Source organism: Synechococcus sp. H60.2, assembly GCF_047462315.1.
Lineage (GTDB): Bacteria > Cyanobacteriota > Cyanobacteriia > Thermostichales > Thermostichaceae > Thermostichus.
The window spans coordinates 25,280-41,464 of the sequence record NZ_JANSIZ010000003.1 but is presented as its reverse complement, the minus strand read 5'-3'; the positions used below and the strand labels follow the sequence as shown (position 1 = coordinate 41,464).

Below are 16,185 nucleotides of genomic sequence, written 5' to 3'. Positions count from 1 at the left end.
AATCAGCAACCAAGCCCTCAACTTGAGAACTGTTAGTAGCGAATCCAAGCATAGGCGGCATCGGAGAGCACCGGCACCTCGGCATAGTGACCGCGCACGTTCTGCACCCAAGCATAAAGGGTGACAGCGATTACCCCAAGCAGGGCAGTGGTGGCCAAAATGCTAACAAGCGCTGCCAAACCAAGGCTGCCAAAGAGCATAGCGAACACCTGCATCAACACTTGCACCAAAAACAGGGCAATGTTGAGCAGCAGCGCCTGCATCGTGTTGAAGCGAACAAAATGGGCGACGCGGCCGTTGCGGATTACGAAAAAGAGTAGGGCAAAAAACAGCCCCATGCCCAGCCAGCCCGTGGCCAGAGGCAGCAAACGCAGCAGCGGACTAAAAATGGGGATCAAACCTGGCAGAGATTGAAACAAACCAGAGGGCACAAAGCCGAAGGGCAGAGCCGATACCAACGGCAAAAGGTAGGGAAGGGATCCCCACAGCCGATCCATGGGAGTGATGTCGCCGCGCCAGGTCATAATCCGTCGATCCCCTTAGTGCAGTGGTTCTGGAGTCTGCTTGTTGGTGCGCTTTCAGAATTTATTAAACGGCACCTAAGCATTGCGCTTATTGTAGTCGATGAAGTTGGCTGGCTCAACGCGCTTAGCCGCAAGCCCGCCTCTGCTTCCCAGTGAGAGGGAAACTGTTTAGGATGAGCATCTTGCAGGATCGGGGTTGATATAATCGACAGCAATTCCCACCCACAGTGATTTTTGGCCTCTGCCATGAAGATCTTGCCATCTCTCTTTGCTCGCCTCTTGGGAGCTTTTCTCTGGCAAGCTTGGTCTGCACTTGTCGGCTTTTTCAACGACCGCCTGCTGCCGGAGCGCTTCCACGTTCGTCCTGAGACTTTGCCGGAGGGGCTGGCCCAGCTTTGGGCCCGTTACCTGTGCTACCGGCAAGCTTCTCGTCCAGGGGCAATCCAGTTTCGCGGCTTGACGGTCGATCCCGGCCACCCTCTCCGCGCCCTTCACAGGGGAGCTCAGCCGGTTCGCTACCGCGGCTGCTGGGTGGAAACAGCAGCGGGCGAGCCCTTCCCCGAACTGGGCACCGAACGAGTCTTTGTGCCCCCCTACTGGAGGCTGCTCAATACGCTGCGTCTGAAGTTGAACTTGGCCGATCTCGATCGTTATCCCGTCAAGCTGGCGCTGCAGCGGGTCTACCGCGGTCGAGAGTTCTAAATCCTCTGGAAGGAGGGTGTGCTGCCGGCAGGGATCCCAGTGTGAGTTGGGATCCCCTTTTTGGCTGTTGGGTTGGACTAATGAGAAGGGCTGCAAAAAACTTAAGGCCACTTTCCGGAGGTGGGATAAGACCGCCTACAGTGGATAGAGAAGGATATTGAGCTTTGTTATGTCCAAAAGCGGCGTGCTCCTGCTGAACTTGGGGGGACCAGAGACCCAGGCTGATGTGCAGCCCTTTCTCTACAACCTCTTTGCCGATCCGGAGCTAATCCGTCTACCCTTTCCGTTTTTGCAGGGGGCGTTTGCCTGGGCTATCTCCACGCTGCGAGCTCCCAAATCCCGGCGCAACTACGCGGCTATTGGGGGCGGATCCCCCCTGCGGCGCATCACCGCTGAACAGGCGCAAAAGCTGCAGGCCCAACTGGTGGCGGAGGGCTACGATGTGCCGGTGTATGTGGCCATGCGCTACTGGCACCCGCTGATCGAGTCCGTGGTGCAGCAGATCAAGTCGGACGGGATTACCCGCCTGGTGGTGCTGCCCCTGTACCCGCAGTATTCCATCAGCACGACCGGCTCCAGCTTCAAACTCCTGGATCACCTCTGGGCCGAGGATCCGGAGCTGGCTCGCATCGAGCGCCGCCAGATCTGCTCTTGGTACGATCAGCCCCAATATGTCCAGGCCATGGCTAGGGCCATCCGGCAGCAGTTGGATGCGTTTGCAGATCCAGCAAGCGTTCACGTGCTCTTTAGCGCCCACGGCATTCCCGAAAGCTATGTCACCCAGGCCGGGGATCCCTACCAGCAGGAGATGGAGGCCTGTGTCCGGCTCATCTGGCGGGAAGTTGGGCGCCCCAATCGCTACACCCTCTCCTATCAAAGTCGGGTGGGCTCCGTGCGCTGGCTGCAGCCCTACACCGAGACAGTGATCCCGGAACTGGGCGCTCAGGGAGTAAAGCAACTGCTGGTGGTGCCGATTAGCTTTGTGTCGGAGCACATCGAAACTTTGCAGGAGATCGACATCGAGTATCGGGAGCTGGCCCACCAGACTGGGATCCGCGAGTTTCGCCGCGTGCCAGCGCTAAATGCCGATCCCCTGTTTATTGCCGGCCTGGTGGCGCTGGTGCGGCCCCATCTGCTCACTTCAGCGCCTGCGTTTGCGCCGGCGGCGGTGGGCGGCTCACTGCTGGAGCGTTAGGCAAAAGGGATCCGGCGAGGCCGCGAGCAGGTCTGGGCAAGCAAGGGCCAAATCCCCCAAAGCCATTGTGGGCAGCCTGGGGATCCTAGCCCTTCAAATCCATCTAGGAAGTCTCCCCGCTATACCCAATCGATGAGCAAAGCCCTGCTGACCGAGTGGCTGCTGACCTATTTCTACCAACAGCTGCCCTTTCCCAAAGAGTGGCTGCCCCAGGGGAGTTACTGGGTGGGGGGATCCCTGCGGGATGCCTACCTAGCTTGGCTGCGGGGCCAGGCTGGAGACCCCAAGGCGGCGCTGGATCTGGACTTAATGTGTCCAGCCGATCCCGTGGGGTGGGCAGCGGGGGTGGCGCGGCGGCTGAAGGCCGGCTTTGTGGTGCTGGATGCGGAGCGACAGATTGCCCGCATCGTGCTGGGCCAAGGAGGGGCTTCCACCCCCACGGCGGCGACGGTGGACGTAGCCCTGCAGGTGGGCCCCACCCCGGAGGCGGATCTGCAGCAGCGGGACTTCACCTGCAACGCCCTGGCCCTGGAGCTGCAGGAGGGGCAACTGTTGGATCCCACGGGCGGTCGGGCAGATATTGACCAGGGGTGCCTGCGTATGGTTCACCCCGACAACCTCAGCGCCGATCCAGTGCGGCTGTTGCGGGCCTATCGCCAGGCAGCCCAACTGGGGTTTGCGCTGGATCCGGCCACGGCAGAGGCGATTCGCCAGCGGGCCCCCCTTGTGGCCAATGTGGCGGCAGAACGGGTGCGGGCCGAGGTGGTGACCTTGTTGGAGACGGGGATCCCGGGCCTGGCCCACCTGCAAGCGGCAGTGGCGGCAGGGTTGCTGGTGGCTTGGCTGCCCCGCCTAACGCCCCAGAGCCCCGGCTTTGCCCAGGCCCAAGCGGTGTGGCAATGGGCCGAGATCTGGCAGCTCCAGTATCCCCGCACGCTGGCGGAGCTGGCCCAGCCTTTGGCGGATCGGCGCAGCGCCCTCTTGGCAACGGTGGTGGCAGCCCTACTGTGGGATCCGGCGGGCACCCCCGCCGAGACGGTGGAAGCTGAGCTGGAACGGCTGCGCTTCAGCCGGGCAGAGATGCGGGCCATTCAAAAGCTGCACCAGCTTCTGCCCCAGTTCCAGCCGCTCCTAACCCACTCCCCCTCACCCAGCCAACAGTGGCGGCTCTATCACCAGGCGGGATCCCTCTTCGGCGGCCTAGCCCTGCTGGCGGCAGCGACCGGCAGCAGCCCCCAAAAGATAGAGTCCTGGCTGCAGCGCTACGAAGATCCCCAGGATCCCCTGGCCCATTTGGTGCCCTTGCTGGATGGCCGCGACCTGCTGCACAGCTTGGGTGCTAAACCCGGACCTTGGGTGGGCCAGTTATTGCAAGATCTCCAGGAAGCCCAGGCTTCGGGTCAGATCCAAACCCGTGCCGAAGCCCTTTCCTTTGCCCGCCGCTGGCGCGAGAGAAGCTCCCAAACCTAGCCGAAGCGATAGCCGAATCCGCGCACTGTCACCAAATACTCTGGGTTGCTGGGATCCACCTCCAGCTTTTCCCGCAGCCAGCGGATGTGGACATCCACGGTCTTGCTGTCGCCCATGAAGTCGGATCCCCAAACCCGCTCCAGAAGCTGTTCCCGCGTCCAAACGCGGCGGGGATTGGACATGAACAGCTCCAACAGGCGAAACTCCTTGGGCGAGAGACTCACCTCCACCCCCCGCACCAACACCCGGCACTCCTGGGTAAACATGCAAATATCCCCGTAGCGGAGCACCATGGCCTCGCTGGCGTAGGCCTGCTGCCGACGGCGCAACACGGAGCGACAGCGGGCAATCAGCTCCCGCATCCCAAAAGGCTTAGTTAGGTAGTCGTCGGCCCCCAGCTCCAGGCCCATCACCCGGTCGGTCTCGCTGCTTTTGGCTGTCAGCATCAAAATGGGGAGGGTGTTACCCTCCCTACGCAACAGACGGCATAGATCCAAGCCATTCAAACTGGGCAGCATTAGATCGAGGATCATCAAGTCCAGCCGCTCGGCTGTATGCACCAGCTCTAGCGCTTCTCGACCGTCCACTGCTTGCAAAACTCGGTATCCTTGTTCTTCAAGGGCAAGGGCAACGGTTTCTCGAATTGCGTCCTCATCATCCACCACTAGCAGAGTCTCCAGCAGGGGAGAAGCTTCCTTGACTTGAACTTGGGGAAGTTGACTGGTCATGGAAAGGGTTGCTTGCATGGCAGACTCCGTCTCGTTTGCGCGAACGGCCTCACAGAGGAAAAGGAGCAAAGTTCATCATCCTCAACAGCAGCCCCCCGCTAGGATATCAAACTTCTCAGGCTGGCCAATAGGGGGAAAAGAGGAGCCAAATGCTGGCCAAAAAGGAAAGACGGCGAGGGAGGCGACAAGGGTTCCAGGGTAGGGCAGTTCAGGATGATTTAAGATCGGTGCGGAGCCCCATTCCCCTTGGCAACTGGCCCTCTTTTGATCTGGCTATGTCTGCCCCTCCTTCTGCCCTCTGGGCCACTGGCGGAGCGATTTTACGGCTGTTGCGCTGGCACAAGCCGGCAGGGCGGTTGATTTTGATGATCCCGGCTTTGTGGGGGGCTTTTCTGGCCGGACGGGGAACGCCGCCTTGGCCGCTGGTTGGGATCCTGGTTTTGGGCAGCTTAGCCACCAGCGGGGCAGGCTGTGTGATCAACGACCTCTGGGATCGGGATTTGGATCCCTTGGTGGAGCGCACCCGCAACCGCCCCCTGGCCAGCCGCGAATTGACCGTTGCCGTCGGCATCGTGATGGCGCTGCTGACCTTGGCCTGTGCGGCGGGGCTGGCGCTTTTTCTCAACCCGGTCAGCTTTGCCCTCTGCGTGGCGGCGGTGCCGGTGATCCTGCTCTATCCGGGGGCCAAGCGGGTGTTCCCGGTGCCCCAACTGGTGCTAGCCCTGGCTTGGGGATTTGCCGTGCTCATCAGTTGGACGGCGGTGAGCGGCCAGGATCCCCAGAAGCCCCTGTGGGAGGAGGGGCTGGGCTGGCTGTGGCTGGCCACGGTGTTGTGGACATTAGGGTTTGATACGGTCTATGCCCTATCGGATCGGGAGGACGACGAGCGGGCCGGGATCCACTCCAGCGCCCGCTTTTTTGGGCGACAGACGCCGACGGCGGTGGGGCTATTTTTCTTGGGCGCCGCCCTTGCCCTCTTAGGGGTGGGGATCAGCCTGCAGTTGCACGCGGTCTATTTCCTCAGCTTGGCAGTTGCCGCCGCCCTCTGGGGCCGGCAAACCTGGCAGCTCCACCAGGTCAATCCCCCTCCCACTCTCTACATGGCCATCTTCGGCCAAAACGTCCTCCAGGGCTTCATTCTCTTGGCAGGGATGATCGCTGGATCCCTGCTGGCCTGAGGAACCCTGGCTGGAGCTAGTTGGGATAGATGCGCAGGCGACGGTTGGGCTCTTCGCCAAAGCTCTGGGCCCGCAGGTGATAGTGCTCCACCAACTGGTGCTGCAGCTTGCGGATTAGAGGGGAGCGGGGCAGCAATTCCACCGGCTGGGACTTGGGAATGACGATCTGCTCCACCGCCAGGCGGGCCTCCTCCAAGGCTTCCGTTTCGTCGCCCGAGCTGGCCCGAATGAACAGCTCCAGGTCAGAATCAGAGCCGTCCTCGCTTTCGATGTTGAGGATGTGACGCAGGGCGCGGGCAAGGGCGATCAGAGTATTGGCCTTGACGGTGTGAATCGGGATCTGGCGGGCGTGGGCCAGTTGCTGGATCTTGGAGCGGCTGCGCACCTGGGATCGCAAAGCCAAAACAATATCGGCCTCATCCAGGTCTTTGGTGACATCCGCCGACAGCTTCAAAGTTTGGATCACCTGCTCCAGGTGGAAGCGACTAACCCCGTAGGGATAGATCCTCAGCAGCCCATCCAGGCCCCGTTGCCGTTCTGCCAGGGCCGCTGCCGCAGGTTCCTCCCAGTCGGCATCCTCTTCCTCCTCAGACCTGGACTCTGCCTTGGGGCTGGCCATAACTTGCGGCTCAGGACGGGATCCCGCTGCTGCTGGCGGGACGGATTCCTCCCCTTTGGCCGAGGGCGAGCCAGATTCACCAGGCTGGCGCAAACGAGTCTCGCTGGGTTCTAAGGGCAAAGCTTCCATCCGCCCAGAACGGTGCCATCCCCCTCGCTCCCGCGTCGGGGACGGGGTGCTGCCGGCAGGGGGGGGCCACTGGGGGCCAGACAGGGTGGGGCGCTCGATCACCACTTGGCCACGTTCGTCCAGGCTGCGCAGTTGCACCAGTGGCTCGCGGTTGCGCAGGAGGCGATCCACAGTGGCCGCCACATCTTCGTGGATGACCCAGCGATCCCGCTCCAGCATCTCCACCGCAATCTCAAACGTGGGGGGGGCTTTGCGCTCCAGGACACTCTTCTGGCAGCCCCGCCGCCGCGCCTCTTCGTCTCCCAGCGTGACGGATTGGATCCCGCCTATGAGATCCGAAAGGGTGGGGTTTTTGATTAGGTTGTCGATGCGGTTGCCGTGGGCAGTGGCCACCAGTTGCACCCCCCGTTCGGCAATGGTGCGGGAGGCCAGAGCCTCCAACTCGGTGCCAATCTCGTCGATCACCACCACTTCCGGCATGTGGTTTTCCACCGCCTCGATCATCACCTTGTGCTGCAGCTCCGGACTGGCCACCTGCATGCGCCTGGCCCGGCCAATCCCTGGATGGGGCACGTCGCCATCACCGGCAATTTCGTTGGAGGTGTCGATGATGATGACCCGTTTGTGCAGCTCGTCCGCCAGCACGCGGGCAATTTCCCGTAGGGCGGTGGTTTTGCCCACCCCTGGGCGGCCCAGCAACAGCATCGAGCGGCCCTGCTCTACCAAATCGCGGATCATGCTGATGACGCCGATAACGCAACGCCCTACCCGACAGGTGAGGCCGATGATCGTGCCCTGGCGGTTGCGAATGGCGCTGATCCGGTGCAGAGTTGAGGCAATGCCAGCCCGGTTGTCGCCGCTAAACTCTCCCACTTGGCTGATGACCAGATCCAGGTCGGCGCGGGTGACTACCTCCTCCGAGAGGTAATCGGCAAAGCCGGGGAAGCGGGCTTCCGGGCGGCGGCCCAAATCCAGCACCACCTCCACCAACTGATCCAACTGGGGATGCTGCTCCAGGCGCTGGCGAATGGGGGCGGGCAGAACATCCAGAAGCTTGTTCAAATCGTCGTTGTAGTGGACTTGGCCAAGAAAAGGGGTGCGATTGCTTAGGCGGTGCGGAGCACTTTCCAGATTCGCCGACGGGTTGAAGGGCTGTACTGAGAAACTCATGGTTAAGCAACGTTGTTAAACACCGGAAAAACAGGTTTGTCTGGGGGCCACCGCTCGTCGCTTCACTTGCTGCACCAACTGTTTGGCCAATGGGATCCCGCCTGCCAATCCAGATCCCCCCTCCAAATAGGCGGCCACCAACTGTCGCGCATAGCTGCCGAAGGCCACACCCGCCACCGGCCAACAGGGATCCAACAGCGACACCGTTTGCCCATTGGTTCCTCCTGCTAGTTGCACATAGCCAGGCAGGCCCATATCCAACACCTTGCGGGCCAACTTTAGGGTGGCCTTGCTGGTGCCAGCTCCAATGTCTCCACTCATGGGCCGGCCATCCACCTGCCAGATCAACACCTCCGGCAGGGGATCCATCAAGGCCAGCAGATCCCGTAAATAAGCCTCCAAACCGGGGCCATCGTTAAAGCTAATCGAGACGGCCCGCAGCCGCCGCAGCCAGGGCTTTAGGGATCCCCACAATTGCGCGAATTGACTTTGCCGACCAATACGGGTGTGGATTTCCACCGCCTCAACCCCCAGCTCTAGCAAGGACGGCAGGATCTCCGCCGCCGCAACCTGATAGCCCTGGGTGGCAATGCGCTGGTGGGGACACACTGGCTCACAGCGGCCACAGCCGTAACAGAGCTCTGCCCGGATGTGGACTTGGGTGGAAGCGCCTGCCCGGATCAAGGCGTGGGGTGGACAAACAGCTAGGCAGGGCTGCGGACAGTCGGCAGGACAGACGGGATCCACCAGCACCGCCTTACGAAAATGCACATCTTCGCCGTCGTTGACGCTGACCATCAACCAGGGGGATCCCACCTGGGGATCCTCCGCCTGGGCCCGCCGGATCCCTTGTTGGGCAGCTTGCACAATGGCCGGATCGGCGGCAACGTCAATGCAATCGGCACCGGCCAGCGTGTAGAGAAAAGAGAGCTCTCGAATCGACGGCAAGTGGTGGAAACTTGCGCCACAGATTAGCTTAAACCAAGTACCCTGTTGCAGCGAGACGTTCGGCAAGGTCACAGACACGGAAAGCCACCGGCAGGATGGGAGTCTGGGCTGCAGGCCGCCTACTTGAGATGGTAGCAAAGAATTTTCGAGGCATCTGGGCAGATCCTCAGGCACTCTGCAGAGGTTGCCAGCGAATTGACCGCTCTCGACCCAGCTCCACCACAAATTTCACGCCCTTATCTTCTTGGCTCAGCTTCACCAGGTAGGAGAGCTCTTGCCGGCTGAGCACATGCCCCTCATAAAACCAAAACACCAATCCCTTAGCCTTTGGGGGCAAGGTGGCACGGTACTGCTCGATCAACGAGGGGTAGAAATAGGTACGCCGCTGCGATTTGCCCAGCGTGGCAGGCCGCACCCCATGGCTGGACGTCAGATAACTGACCAAATCCCCAATCCCCTTGCTGGACAGGGTGACTACCTCGTAGCCGGCCCCGCGCAGCCGCCGCAGGTAATGCCCTTCGGATCCCCCTTCCGGGGTGACAAACATGGCCAAAGCCCCGCATTGCTCGAGCTGTTGCACAAACTTGGCACCTGAGCCCACCAGCAACATAAAGCACTCCGTCTTCCTCAGAGTTGAGAGTCTAGGATCTCGAGACCAGCCTTGCCCGTGCCCATTGTAGCGGGAGTAGGCCCCCAGGCGAGGATAGAAGTTACCGATGGAACTCATAGAAGCACCCCGGCCTCCCCCTACTTGCCGGAGGAGGGGAGGAAGGCATAAAGAGGCGTTAGAATTGAGAACAACAGGAGAGCAACAGACAATGGCTCAACCAACCTATCCCGTAACCAAGAGCGACGCCGAGTGGCGTGAGCTGCTTACTGAAGAACAGTACTACGTGCTGCGCCAAGAGGGAACCGAGCCCCCCTTCCGCAACGCCTACTACGACAATAAGGCCCCAGGGATCTATGTCTGCGCGGGCTGTGGGCAGGAGCTCTTTTCCTCGGCAGCCAAATACGACAGTGGCACTGGCTGGCCCAGTTTCTGGGAGCCGGTTGCTCCGGAGGTGATCGGTACCAAGACGGATTGGAAATTGTTCGTGCCTCGCACAGAGGTTCACTGCTCCAACTGTGGGGGACACTTGGGACACGTGTTTCGGGACGGTCCCCCACCAACGGGTTTGCGCTACTGCATCAACTCTGCTGCTCTCAAGTTCATTCCCACCACTACCTGAGCCTTTTCTCAGGCAACGCTAGAATTGGGCAGCCTGCCTGGGTGAACTGATGTCGGACTACACCTTTTTGGATGCTGCCTCGATCTTGCTGCGGGAGGGTCTGGAGGCACTCTTGGTGCTGGTGGCTTTGCTGGCCCTTCTGCGCAAAAGTGGGCAGTCAGCCCAACAGCGCTGGGTTTGGCTGGGAGGATCCATGGGTCTGCTGGCAGCGGTGATGCTTGCCTTGCTGGTGAAGTTGTTTTTCCAGCAGTTGCTGACCCACACCCGCCAAGAGGTGCTGGAAGGGATCACGGGGCTGGTGGCGGCAGGTTTGCTGTTTTCGGTCAGCCTCTGGCTGCACCAGCGGGCTGCCATTGCCTCCTGGCAAACCTTTGTGCAAGAACAAGCCCAGGCAGCGCTCGCCACCGGCCAGGTCTTTTCCCTCGCTTTCCTGGCCTTTACAGCGGTGTTTCGCGAAGGGGCGGAAACGGTGTTGTTTTATGTGGGATTGGCCCCTTCCCTGGCGGCAGAAGATCTCTGGCTGGGGATCGGTCTGGGATCCCTGCTGCTGGTGGGAATGGCGATTTTGCTGCTGCAGGTGGGGCTGAAGCTGCCCTTGGGGGCTTTTTTCCGGGGTTTAAGCCTGCTGATTTTTTACTTGGGCTTTAAGTTCCTGGGCAGCGGCCTCCACGCTTTGCAAGTGGCGGGCTGGCTTCCGATGACCCCCTTATCCGGGATCCCGAAGCTGCGCTGGTTGGGTCTGTATCCCACTTGGCAGACGCTGATCCCGCAACTGGTGCTGCTGGGAACGGCCTTTGTCTTGTGGATGAGGCAATGGCTGCGAGCTGATTCTGCTCAAAACCTTTCTCCGTGAGAAACTTCTGCAAAGCTGGATGCGACAGAGACCTACAGCCCGCTGGCGCGAGCGGGGGTGTGTCAGCCAATAGCCGTGCAGCCAGACAGAACGGCGGCGGTCGAATAGTGAGGCCTACGGCCCGCTAGCGCGAGGGGCGTTCTACCTGTTGAGGCAGTTTGTGCAGTACAAGGCAATGAGGGCAGAGGTCAAGGTTGTGGTGGTGCCGCCTGCCTATCGCTCACAGACCTGCCACCAGTGTTTGTGGCTTGGCCAACGGGAAGGAAAGGGTTTTTGCTTGTGTCAACCCGGCCTGTGGCTGGGAAAGGGATGCAGATTTTACCACTCGCGTTATTGCTAAGCCCCCGACTAAAGTCGGGGGAAGTTTACTCTGCGGGGTTACCTGAAATCAGGTGTCGTAAACCCGGCACTCAACGGCGTCTGGGTTTTCGGCGCAGTGCTGCTCAAGGCTGCTGGGAGTTTTGGGCTGGTGGCTGCGGGCTGCCAGCACTTCTTCAACAACATCCCAAGCAGCACGGCAGTGGGGATCCCCTTCGCCGTACTCATCGCAGATCTTGCGGGCGTTTTCCAGCTCTTTGGCAATGACTTCAGACAGTCCCATATGCTCAAGCTCCTTTCAACGAGATGGGGCCAGGGGCCCACAGGTATAATCTGCTGACGCCGATCCGCAGGGATCTAGCGCACTCACGGATTAACAGGCAGAAACCTGCCACTCCGCAGGGTAGATAAGTCCAGGATGATGACCTGCTGCCGACCTATCGAGCGCTGTGGATACATTACCATTCTAAGCAGCGACCGCAGGGGGTTGCAGCCACCCTTTTGCGATCTCTTCGGGATCAGTGAGACCTGAAGGCGCCAAACAGTTGTCCAAGCTGTTGCCGCACCTGCTCTGGGGATCCCTGATAGCGCACCCGTCCTTCGGAGAGGAAAATTACTCCGTCCGCCCATTCCAGCTCGGCCAGCCGATGGGTGACCCAGAGGGCGGTGATCCCCTCTTGATCCACCAGGCGGCGGATGCAGCGCAGCAACTCCGCCTGGCTCTCGGGATCCAGCAAGGCCGTTGGCTCGTCCAACAGCAGAACTTCACAGTGCCGGGCCAGGGCCCCAGCCACCGCCACCCGTTGCTTCTGTCCACCGCTGAGGCCGTGGATGGGCCGGCGGATCAAGTGCCGCAAGCCCACCTGCTCCAAGGCCGTTTCTACCCGCTCGGCAATCTCTTCCAACGTGAGGGGCTCTGCCCCCAAGCCAAAGGCGACATCTGCCCCTACCGTCGGCATAAACAGTTGGTGATCCGGGTTTTGAAACACGTGGCCCAGCCGCCCGCGCACCTCCAAGTGGCCGGCTAGGGGCTGAGGATGGGTGAGGGATCCGGACAACAGTTGCAATAGGGTGGACTTGCCGCTGCCGTTAGGCCCCAGCAGCATCCACAACTGGCCTTTGGGAATGACAAAGCTGCACTCTCGCAGAACCGGGGGACGCTCCGGCCAGGCAAAGGTTAGGCCCTCCACCCGAATGGCCGGCGGGGACTCCCTCTTGCCACCGCGAAAGGACTCTGTCCCCCTCTCAGACATGAGGATCCCTTGCGAAGACCCGAAGAGCTGCTCTCAACCCTGCAACTGCGCCAAAAAGCCGGGACGCGTTCCTGGGGCACCAGCGCCACCCGACTTGGTGGTCATTTGCACGCCACACAGCTCGCCGGTGAGCAGGAACACCTTTTTGCCAGTGCGGTCACAGGTCAGCTCCAAGCTTTGAGGGGATCCGTTGCGAAGAGCTTCAACCACACTCTGATAGGCGCGGTTGGCCGCCTCCTCCTCTTTTTGGTGGACGACGATGGGGGCGGGATTCCCTTTTAAAAGCAATTCCAAGATATACATGGCTGACCGTTCGCGTAGTGGGCCGTGGACACCTGATCCCAGTATCGCAGGTCGGCGGAAGACCTGGAGGCCGGCAAACCCAGATCCCAGTGCTAGGGGCAGGGGCGAGCGGAAGGAGGATCCCCTGGATTGAGACCGGCAAACCAACTCGACAGGGCCGCCGGCAGGCAGAGGCCAGGGTTGCCCTCGATGTGGAGCCGTTCCAGCCGCGGCAGTCCTGCCAAAAAGCCGGGCAGCTCGCCTGTGAGCTGGTTACGGGCCAGGCGCAGATCCCGTAATTGCTTGAGTTGGGCTAGCTCTGGCGGCAGGGATCCGCTGAGGCGGTTGTCCGACAGGTACAGATTCTCCAGGTGGCGCAGTTGCCCCAGTTGGGGCGGAATAGGCCCAGAGAGTTGGTTGCGATCCAAAAACAGGCCCCTCAGGGAGCTCATCTGGCCCAGTTGGCTGGGAATTGCGCCGCTGAGCTGGTTGTTTTGCAAACTGAGGTTTTCTAGGCGGCTGAGCTGCCCCAGCTCGGCAGGAATAGGCCCGGAGAGCTGGTTGTGATCCAAAAACAACCCCCGCAGCTTGTGCAGTTGCCCTAGCTCCGGCGGAATGGGGCCGGAGAACTGATTATAGTCCAGAAACAGGTTTTCCAACTCGCTCAGTTGCCCCAGCTCGGCGGGGATGGGGCCAGAAAGCTGGTTGTAACTGAGGGACAAGGCCCGCAGGCGGTGGAATTGGCCAATCTCCGGCGGCAGGGATCCGCTCAGCCCGCGGCGATCCAATACCAACTGAACCAGACATTGATCCGTATCGAACAGAGCCACCTCTTCCACCGCCACCTGGGGACGGCCCAGCGCGGCCAGGATTTGCCGCAGCAAGCGCAGCTCCCGCTCCCTACAGGAGGGGGCAGACCAAACCAGTGTCCCCCAGCTCAGCCAAGCCCCAATTGCCAGCAAGAGCAAAATCCGAGCTTGTCTTTTGACTGATCCCATTGCCCCTTCCCGGCCAACGTCTTAAGGGAGCATAACTCCCGTCCAGATCCTTGCCAACTACTAGCTGGGGGAAGGGGCAACCGTTCCAGAGCAGGGCGCCAAGCAGGATCTAGGATTGGCTGCCTTGAGAGCGCTGGATCACCTCAGCTTCGCTTAGAGGGGTAGGGGCGTGGAAAGACAGGCACCAGGGAGTTTGGACTTTGCAGGGCGGGTGAAGCTGCTGCGAGGAGAGGTAGAATTGCCCCACCTTCAGGATCGCTACATCCTCGCCGCTTCCTCCTCTCTGGGCAATTTGCTCGCGCACCACCTCGATAGCCGCTGGCGACGTGACCCGGCCAAAGAACTGGGTGGAGCAGTTGGCAATAATGTTGTGGTCGATGCTTTTGGGAGCCTGGGTGGCAAAAATGAGGCCCAGGCCGTATTTGCGCGCTTGGGCGGCTAGGCGCAGCAGGCTCTGCTTGCAGGGGGTAGTCCCCTGGGAGGGCACAAAGTCTTTGGCCTCGTCGATGGCCAACAGCCCGCGCACTGGCGCTTCCGGCGGAGCGGGGTTTTTCTTGATCCAGGCAAACAGCGCCATGGCCAGTTGGTTTACAAATTGCTGCTGTTCGCCCAGGGTAGGAAGACCCACCAGGTTGATGACCGACACGCGGGTTTTGCCATAGCCTGCGCCCAGCCCCAACAGGCTGGCCGGATCCAACGCCGTGCCGCTTTGACTGAGCAGCTTGTTGTTGACCATGGCAGCCTTGAGGAGATTGGCCATCTGCAGGGCCAGTTGCGGAGCCTTGCTGATATCGGCTCCTGCTTCTGGGGGCAGATCTGCCAGGAACTCGGCAAACTCGGCCAGGGATCCGGGCTGGTGGGTGGCAAAGTACTTCAAAGCTGCCCTGAGAACTCCCCGCTTCAGTTGGTCGCTGACAGTCTTGCCGGGGGCCACGATTTCCTGAAGGGTGCCCCAGGCGATGTCGACGGCCTGATCCAGCTCTTCAGGATCGTCAGCCAGCGCAGCAAAGTCCGGCAGGGGGGCGAGGGTGAGGGGGTTACCTGCTGCCAGCCCAGGGGTCCAAATCACCACTTCGGTTTGGGCAAAGTAGCGCTCTGCCTTGGCCTGGTCTTCCTCTGTCCAGCCTTGGGGGGCAGCAGGCCAGGGATCCCCCAGGCGGGCCAAGTCGTTGGCAGCATCGATAACGATGGAAGGGATCCCTTGCAAAGCTGCCTCCTCCACGATGCGTCGCAAAAGCACCGTTTTCCCGGAGCCGCTGCCGGCCAGGATCACGGTGTGCCGCACCAGCTCTGGGACGGGCAGAAAGACCGGCTCCCCTTCTCGGTTGGCCACCCAACGCCGCCCGACAAACAAACCTGTCAGGTGCAGATCCTGCTTGGCTTGAGGGGCCTTGCCGTTCTCTACCCTAGAAAGTGAGAAATCCCCTTTTGGAGTTTCCTGCCCAGGGATCCCTTCCTTCAGCCAGGCGAGGATCTTGGCCAAACCCGAATCAGGCTCGGCGGCTGCCAGTTGGGCAAGGGGTTGCCGCTCGGCCAGCCAGTCCGTAAAACCGGGCCTGGATTTGAGCTGTTCTAGGGCCAGCAGAACCCTGATTTCCCTTTCGCTGGGCTGCCAGTGGATCCCGCCCTCCGCAAGAAAACTCTGCCACAATTGTTGGCTTACCGGGCCTCTGGGCACTGGTATGGTGCGCACCACCACCAGCTTGCGAGATCGCAGGGCCGGATCGATCCCGGCGGCTGTCTTGGCGGCTCCCAAGCGGGCCTGGAAGGCCTTGGGATTACCTGACTGGATGGCTATCAGACAAAGGTGCTTTTCTCGCTCGTTGGCCTCATGGAAGATTAGGCGCAAACGAGAATGCATCTGGGAAAAGCTTTTGGCTCCAGGGAAATCCGTTTCAATTTGGGTACCGATGCTGGCGGGCAACTTTTCTTGCCAAACGAGAAAGTGACATACAGAAGTCAAAAGTTCTTTCCATGGCTCATCTTTGTTTTCCTGTAAATATGGAGAGATATTAGCATTTTGCTTAAACCTCTCAAACTCGCGATCCAATTCCTGCAGAGGAGCACTTGAAGCAGTAAGAGGAGAACCGGAGGCTCCTAACTCGATAACTTTCCCTTCTTTCAAGCAGCTCTCCCTGTGATCATGGCATTTTCGCAAAAGCTCTCGAGGAGACAGAAATTCATTGCTTTTAAAAAACTCCGGCTTAAAGGGGTAGGAGGAATAGGGAGGGGTAAAGCCAACCTTGCGATAGGCTTTTTCTAAGCGAGGGACAACAACAGCCTCAGCAGTATCTGGAGAGGGAAGAAGCGTAAGCGTAAAGAGCAAATGGGACTCAAAGCGACCTGAAAACGTAGAAATAGCCGTCTTTGCTAGGATTTCCCAAGAGCTTTCTAGGCAGGAGACAACCACAAGAGATCGAGAGAGATAATCTCGTAGCGCAATAAGACCGCCCCCAATGCTGTGAACAATGTTTTCTGTAGTCTTTGCTTCTGCCCCTGATTCTTCTGAAGCTATATGAAATTGCATAATGATTGGATCCAGCTGATCCAAAGCAACTACAGTGGGTCCCCGCAGGCTCATGAGCCAAG

Annotated in this window: 17 protein-coding genes; 7 read left to right on the top strand and 10 right to left on the bottom strand. The window is 60.3% G+C overall.

The genetic code is table 11. The features are described from left to right. Window positions 1-32: 32 nt before the first annotated feature. Window positions 33-524, bottom strand: a complete 492-nt coding sequence (locus NW845_RS00930; protein WP_414376359.1) for a Tic20 family protein — start codon at window positions 522-524, stop codon at window positions 33-35. 246 nt (window positions 525-770) lie between these two features. On the opposite strand from NW845_RS00930, the gene NW845_RS00925 reads away from it, so the two are divergent. The 3 genes from NW845_RS00925 to NW845_RS00915 all read left to right on the top strand — a co-directional run bounded on the left by NW845_RS00925 (window position 771) and on the right by NW845_RS00915 (window position 3,891). Beyond that, window positions 771-1,226 carry a hypothetical protein gene (locus NW845_RS00925; protein WP_414376356.1) on the top strand — a complete coding sequence of 152 codons (456 nt, stop codon included), beginning with the start codon at window positions 771-773 and terminating at the stop codon, window positions 1,224-1,226. Window positions 1,227-1,395: 169 nt separating this feature from the next. Then, window positions 1,396-2,421 carry a ferrochelatase gene (gene hemH / locus NW845_RS00920; protein ID WP_414371832.1) on the top strand — a complete coding sequence of 342 codons (1,026 nt, stop codon included), beginning with the start codon at window positions 1,396-1,398 and terminating at the stop codon, window positions 2,419-2,421. 132 nt (window positions 2,422-2,553) lie between these two features. Continuing rightward, a complete protein-coding gene (locus tag NW845_RS00915) occupies window positions 2,554-3,891 on the top strand; it encodes a CCA tRNA nucleotidyltransferase (protein WP_414376353.1) in 1,338 nt (445 codons plus the stop codon). Here the strand turns inward: NW845_RS00915 and NW845_RS00910 are convergent. Then, window positions 3,888-4,619 carry a response regulator gene (locus NW845_RS00910; protein WP_414364363.1) on the bottom strand — a complete coding sequence of 244 codons (732 nt, stop codon included), beginning with the start codon at window positions 4,617-4,619 and terminating at the stop codon, window positions 3,888-3,890. The two genes, NW845_RS00915 and NW845_RS00910, sit on opposite strands and share 4 nt — an antisense overlap. A gap of 275 nt (window positions 4,620-4,894) precedes the next feature. On the opposite strand from NW845_RS00910, the gene NW845_RS00905 reads away from it, so the two are divergent. After that, window positions 4,895-5,797 carry a 4-hydroxybenzoate solanesyltransferase gene (locus NW845_RS00905; protein ID WP_414364366.1) on the top strand — a complete coding sequence of 301 codons (903 nt, stop codon included), beginning with the start codon at window positions 4,895-4,897 and terminating at the stop codon, window positions 5,795-5,797. 16 nt (window positions 5,798-5,813) lie between these two features. Here the strand turns inward: NW845_RS00905 and NW845_RS00900 are convergent, their stop codons facing one another. The 3 genes from NW845_RS00900 to ndhN all read right to left on the bottom strand — a co-directional run bounded on the left by NW845_RS00900 (window position 5,814) and on the right by ndhN (window position 9,273). Next, window positions 5,814-7,715: a R3H domain-containing nucleic acid-binding protein gene (locus NW845_RS00900; RefSeq protein ID WP_414376350.1), complete on the bottom strand. Its 1,902-nt coding sequence runs from the start codon at window positions 7,713-7,715 to the stop codon at window positions 5,814-5,816. A 15-nt stretch (window positions 7,716-7,730) separates the two neighbouring features. After that, window positions 7,731-8,735: an LdpA C-terminal domain-containing domain gene (locus tag NW845_RS00895; protein ID WP_414376348.1), complete on the bottom strand. Its 1,005-nt coding sequence runs from the start codon at window positions 8,733-8,735 to the stop codon at window positions 7,731-7,733. 94 nt (window positions 8,736-8,829) lie between these two features. Continuing rightward, window positions 8,830-9,273: an NAD(P)H-quinone oxidoreductase subunit N gene (gene ndhN / locus NW845_RS00890; RefSeq protein WP_414364400.1), complete on the bottom strand. Its 444-nt coding sequence runs from the start codon at window positions 9,271-9,273 to the stop codon at window positions 8,830-8,832. Window positions 9,274-9,481: 208 nt separating this feature from the next. Here ndhN and msrB point away from each other — a divergent pair, with 208 nt between their 5' ends. From msrB to NW845_RS00875, 3 genes are all read left to right on the top strand, one after another. Then, window positions 9,482-9,892: a peptide-methionine (R)-S-oxide reductase MsrB gene (gene msrB, locus NW845_RS00885; protein ID WP_414376346.1), complete on the top strand. Its 411-nt coding sequence runs from the start codon at window positions 9,482-9,484 to the stop codon at window positions 9,890-9,892. 49 nt (window positions 9,893-9,941) lie between these two features. Then, window positions 9,942-10,745 (top strand): FTR1 family iron permease, encoded by an 804-nt coding sequence (locus tag NW845_RS00880; RefSeq protein ID WP_414364372.1) that lies wholly within the window; start codon window positions 9,942-9,944, stop codon window positions 10,743-10,745. A gap of 175 nt (window positions 10,746-10,920) precedes the next feature. After that, window positions 10,921-11,085, top strand: a complete 165-nt coding sequence (locus NW845_RS00875; protein ID WP_414371894.1) for a hypothetical protein — start codon at window positions 10,921-10,923, stop codon at window positions 11,083-11,085. 48 nt (window positions 11,086-11,133) lie between these two features. Here the strand turns inward: NW845_RS00875 and NW845_RS00870 are convergent, their stop codons facing one another. The 5 genes from NW845_RS00870 to NW845_RS00850 all read right to left on the bottom strand — a co-directional run bounded on the left by NW845_RS00870 (window position 11,134) and on the right by NW845_RS00850 (window position 15,457). Further along, window positions 11,134-11,346 carry a CP12 domain-containing protein gene (locus NW845_RS00870; RefSeq protein WP_414371825.1) on the bottom strand — a complete coding sequence of 71 codons (213 nt, stop codon included), beginning with the start codon at window positions 11,344-11,346 and terminating at the stop codon, window positions 11,134-11,136. A gap of 235 nt (window positions 11,347-11,581) precedes the next feature. Beyond that, the gene (locus NW845_RS00865) at window positions 11,582-12,316 is read right to left on the bottom strand and encodes an energy-coupling factor ABC transporter ATP-binding protein (RefSeq protein ID WP_414364377.1); all 735 of its coding nucleotides are present in this window, start codon (window positions 12,314-12,316) and stop codon (window positions 11,582-11,584) included. Window positions 12,317-12,349: 33 nt separating this feature from the next. Further along, on the bottom strand, window positions 12,350-12,619 hold the full coding sequence (locus NW845_RS00860; protein WP_414376343.1) for a hypothetical protein: 270 nt from the start codon (window positions 12,617-12,619) through the stop codon (window positions 12,350-12,352). A gap of 92 nt (window positions 12,620-12,711) precedes the next feature. Further along, a complete protein-coding gene (locus tag NW845_RS00855) occupies window positions 12,712-13,596 on the bottom strand; it encodes a hypothetical protein (RefSeq protein ID WP_414376340.1) in 885 nt (294 codons plus the stop codon). A gap of 109 nt (window positions 13,597-13,705) precedes the next feature. Beyond that, window positions 13,706-15,457, bottom strand: coding sequence for a helicase HerA domain-containing protein (locus tag NW845_RS00850; RefSeq protein ID WP_414376337.1), 1,752 nt, complete (start codon window positions 15,455-15,457; stop codon window positions 13,706-13,708). Window positions 15,458-16,185 lie beyond the last annotated feature (728 nt).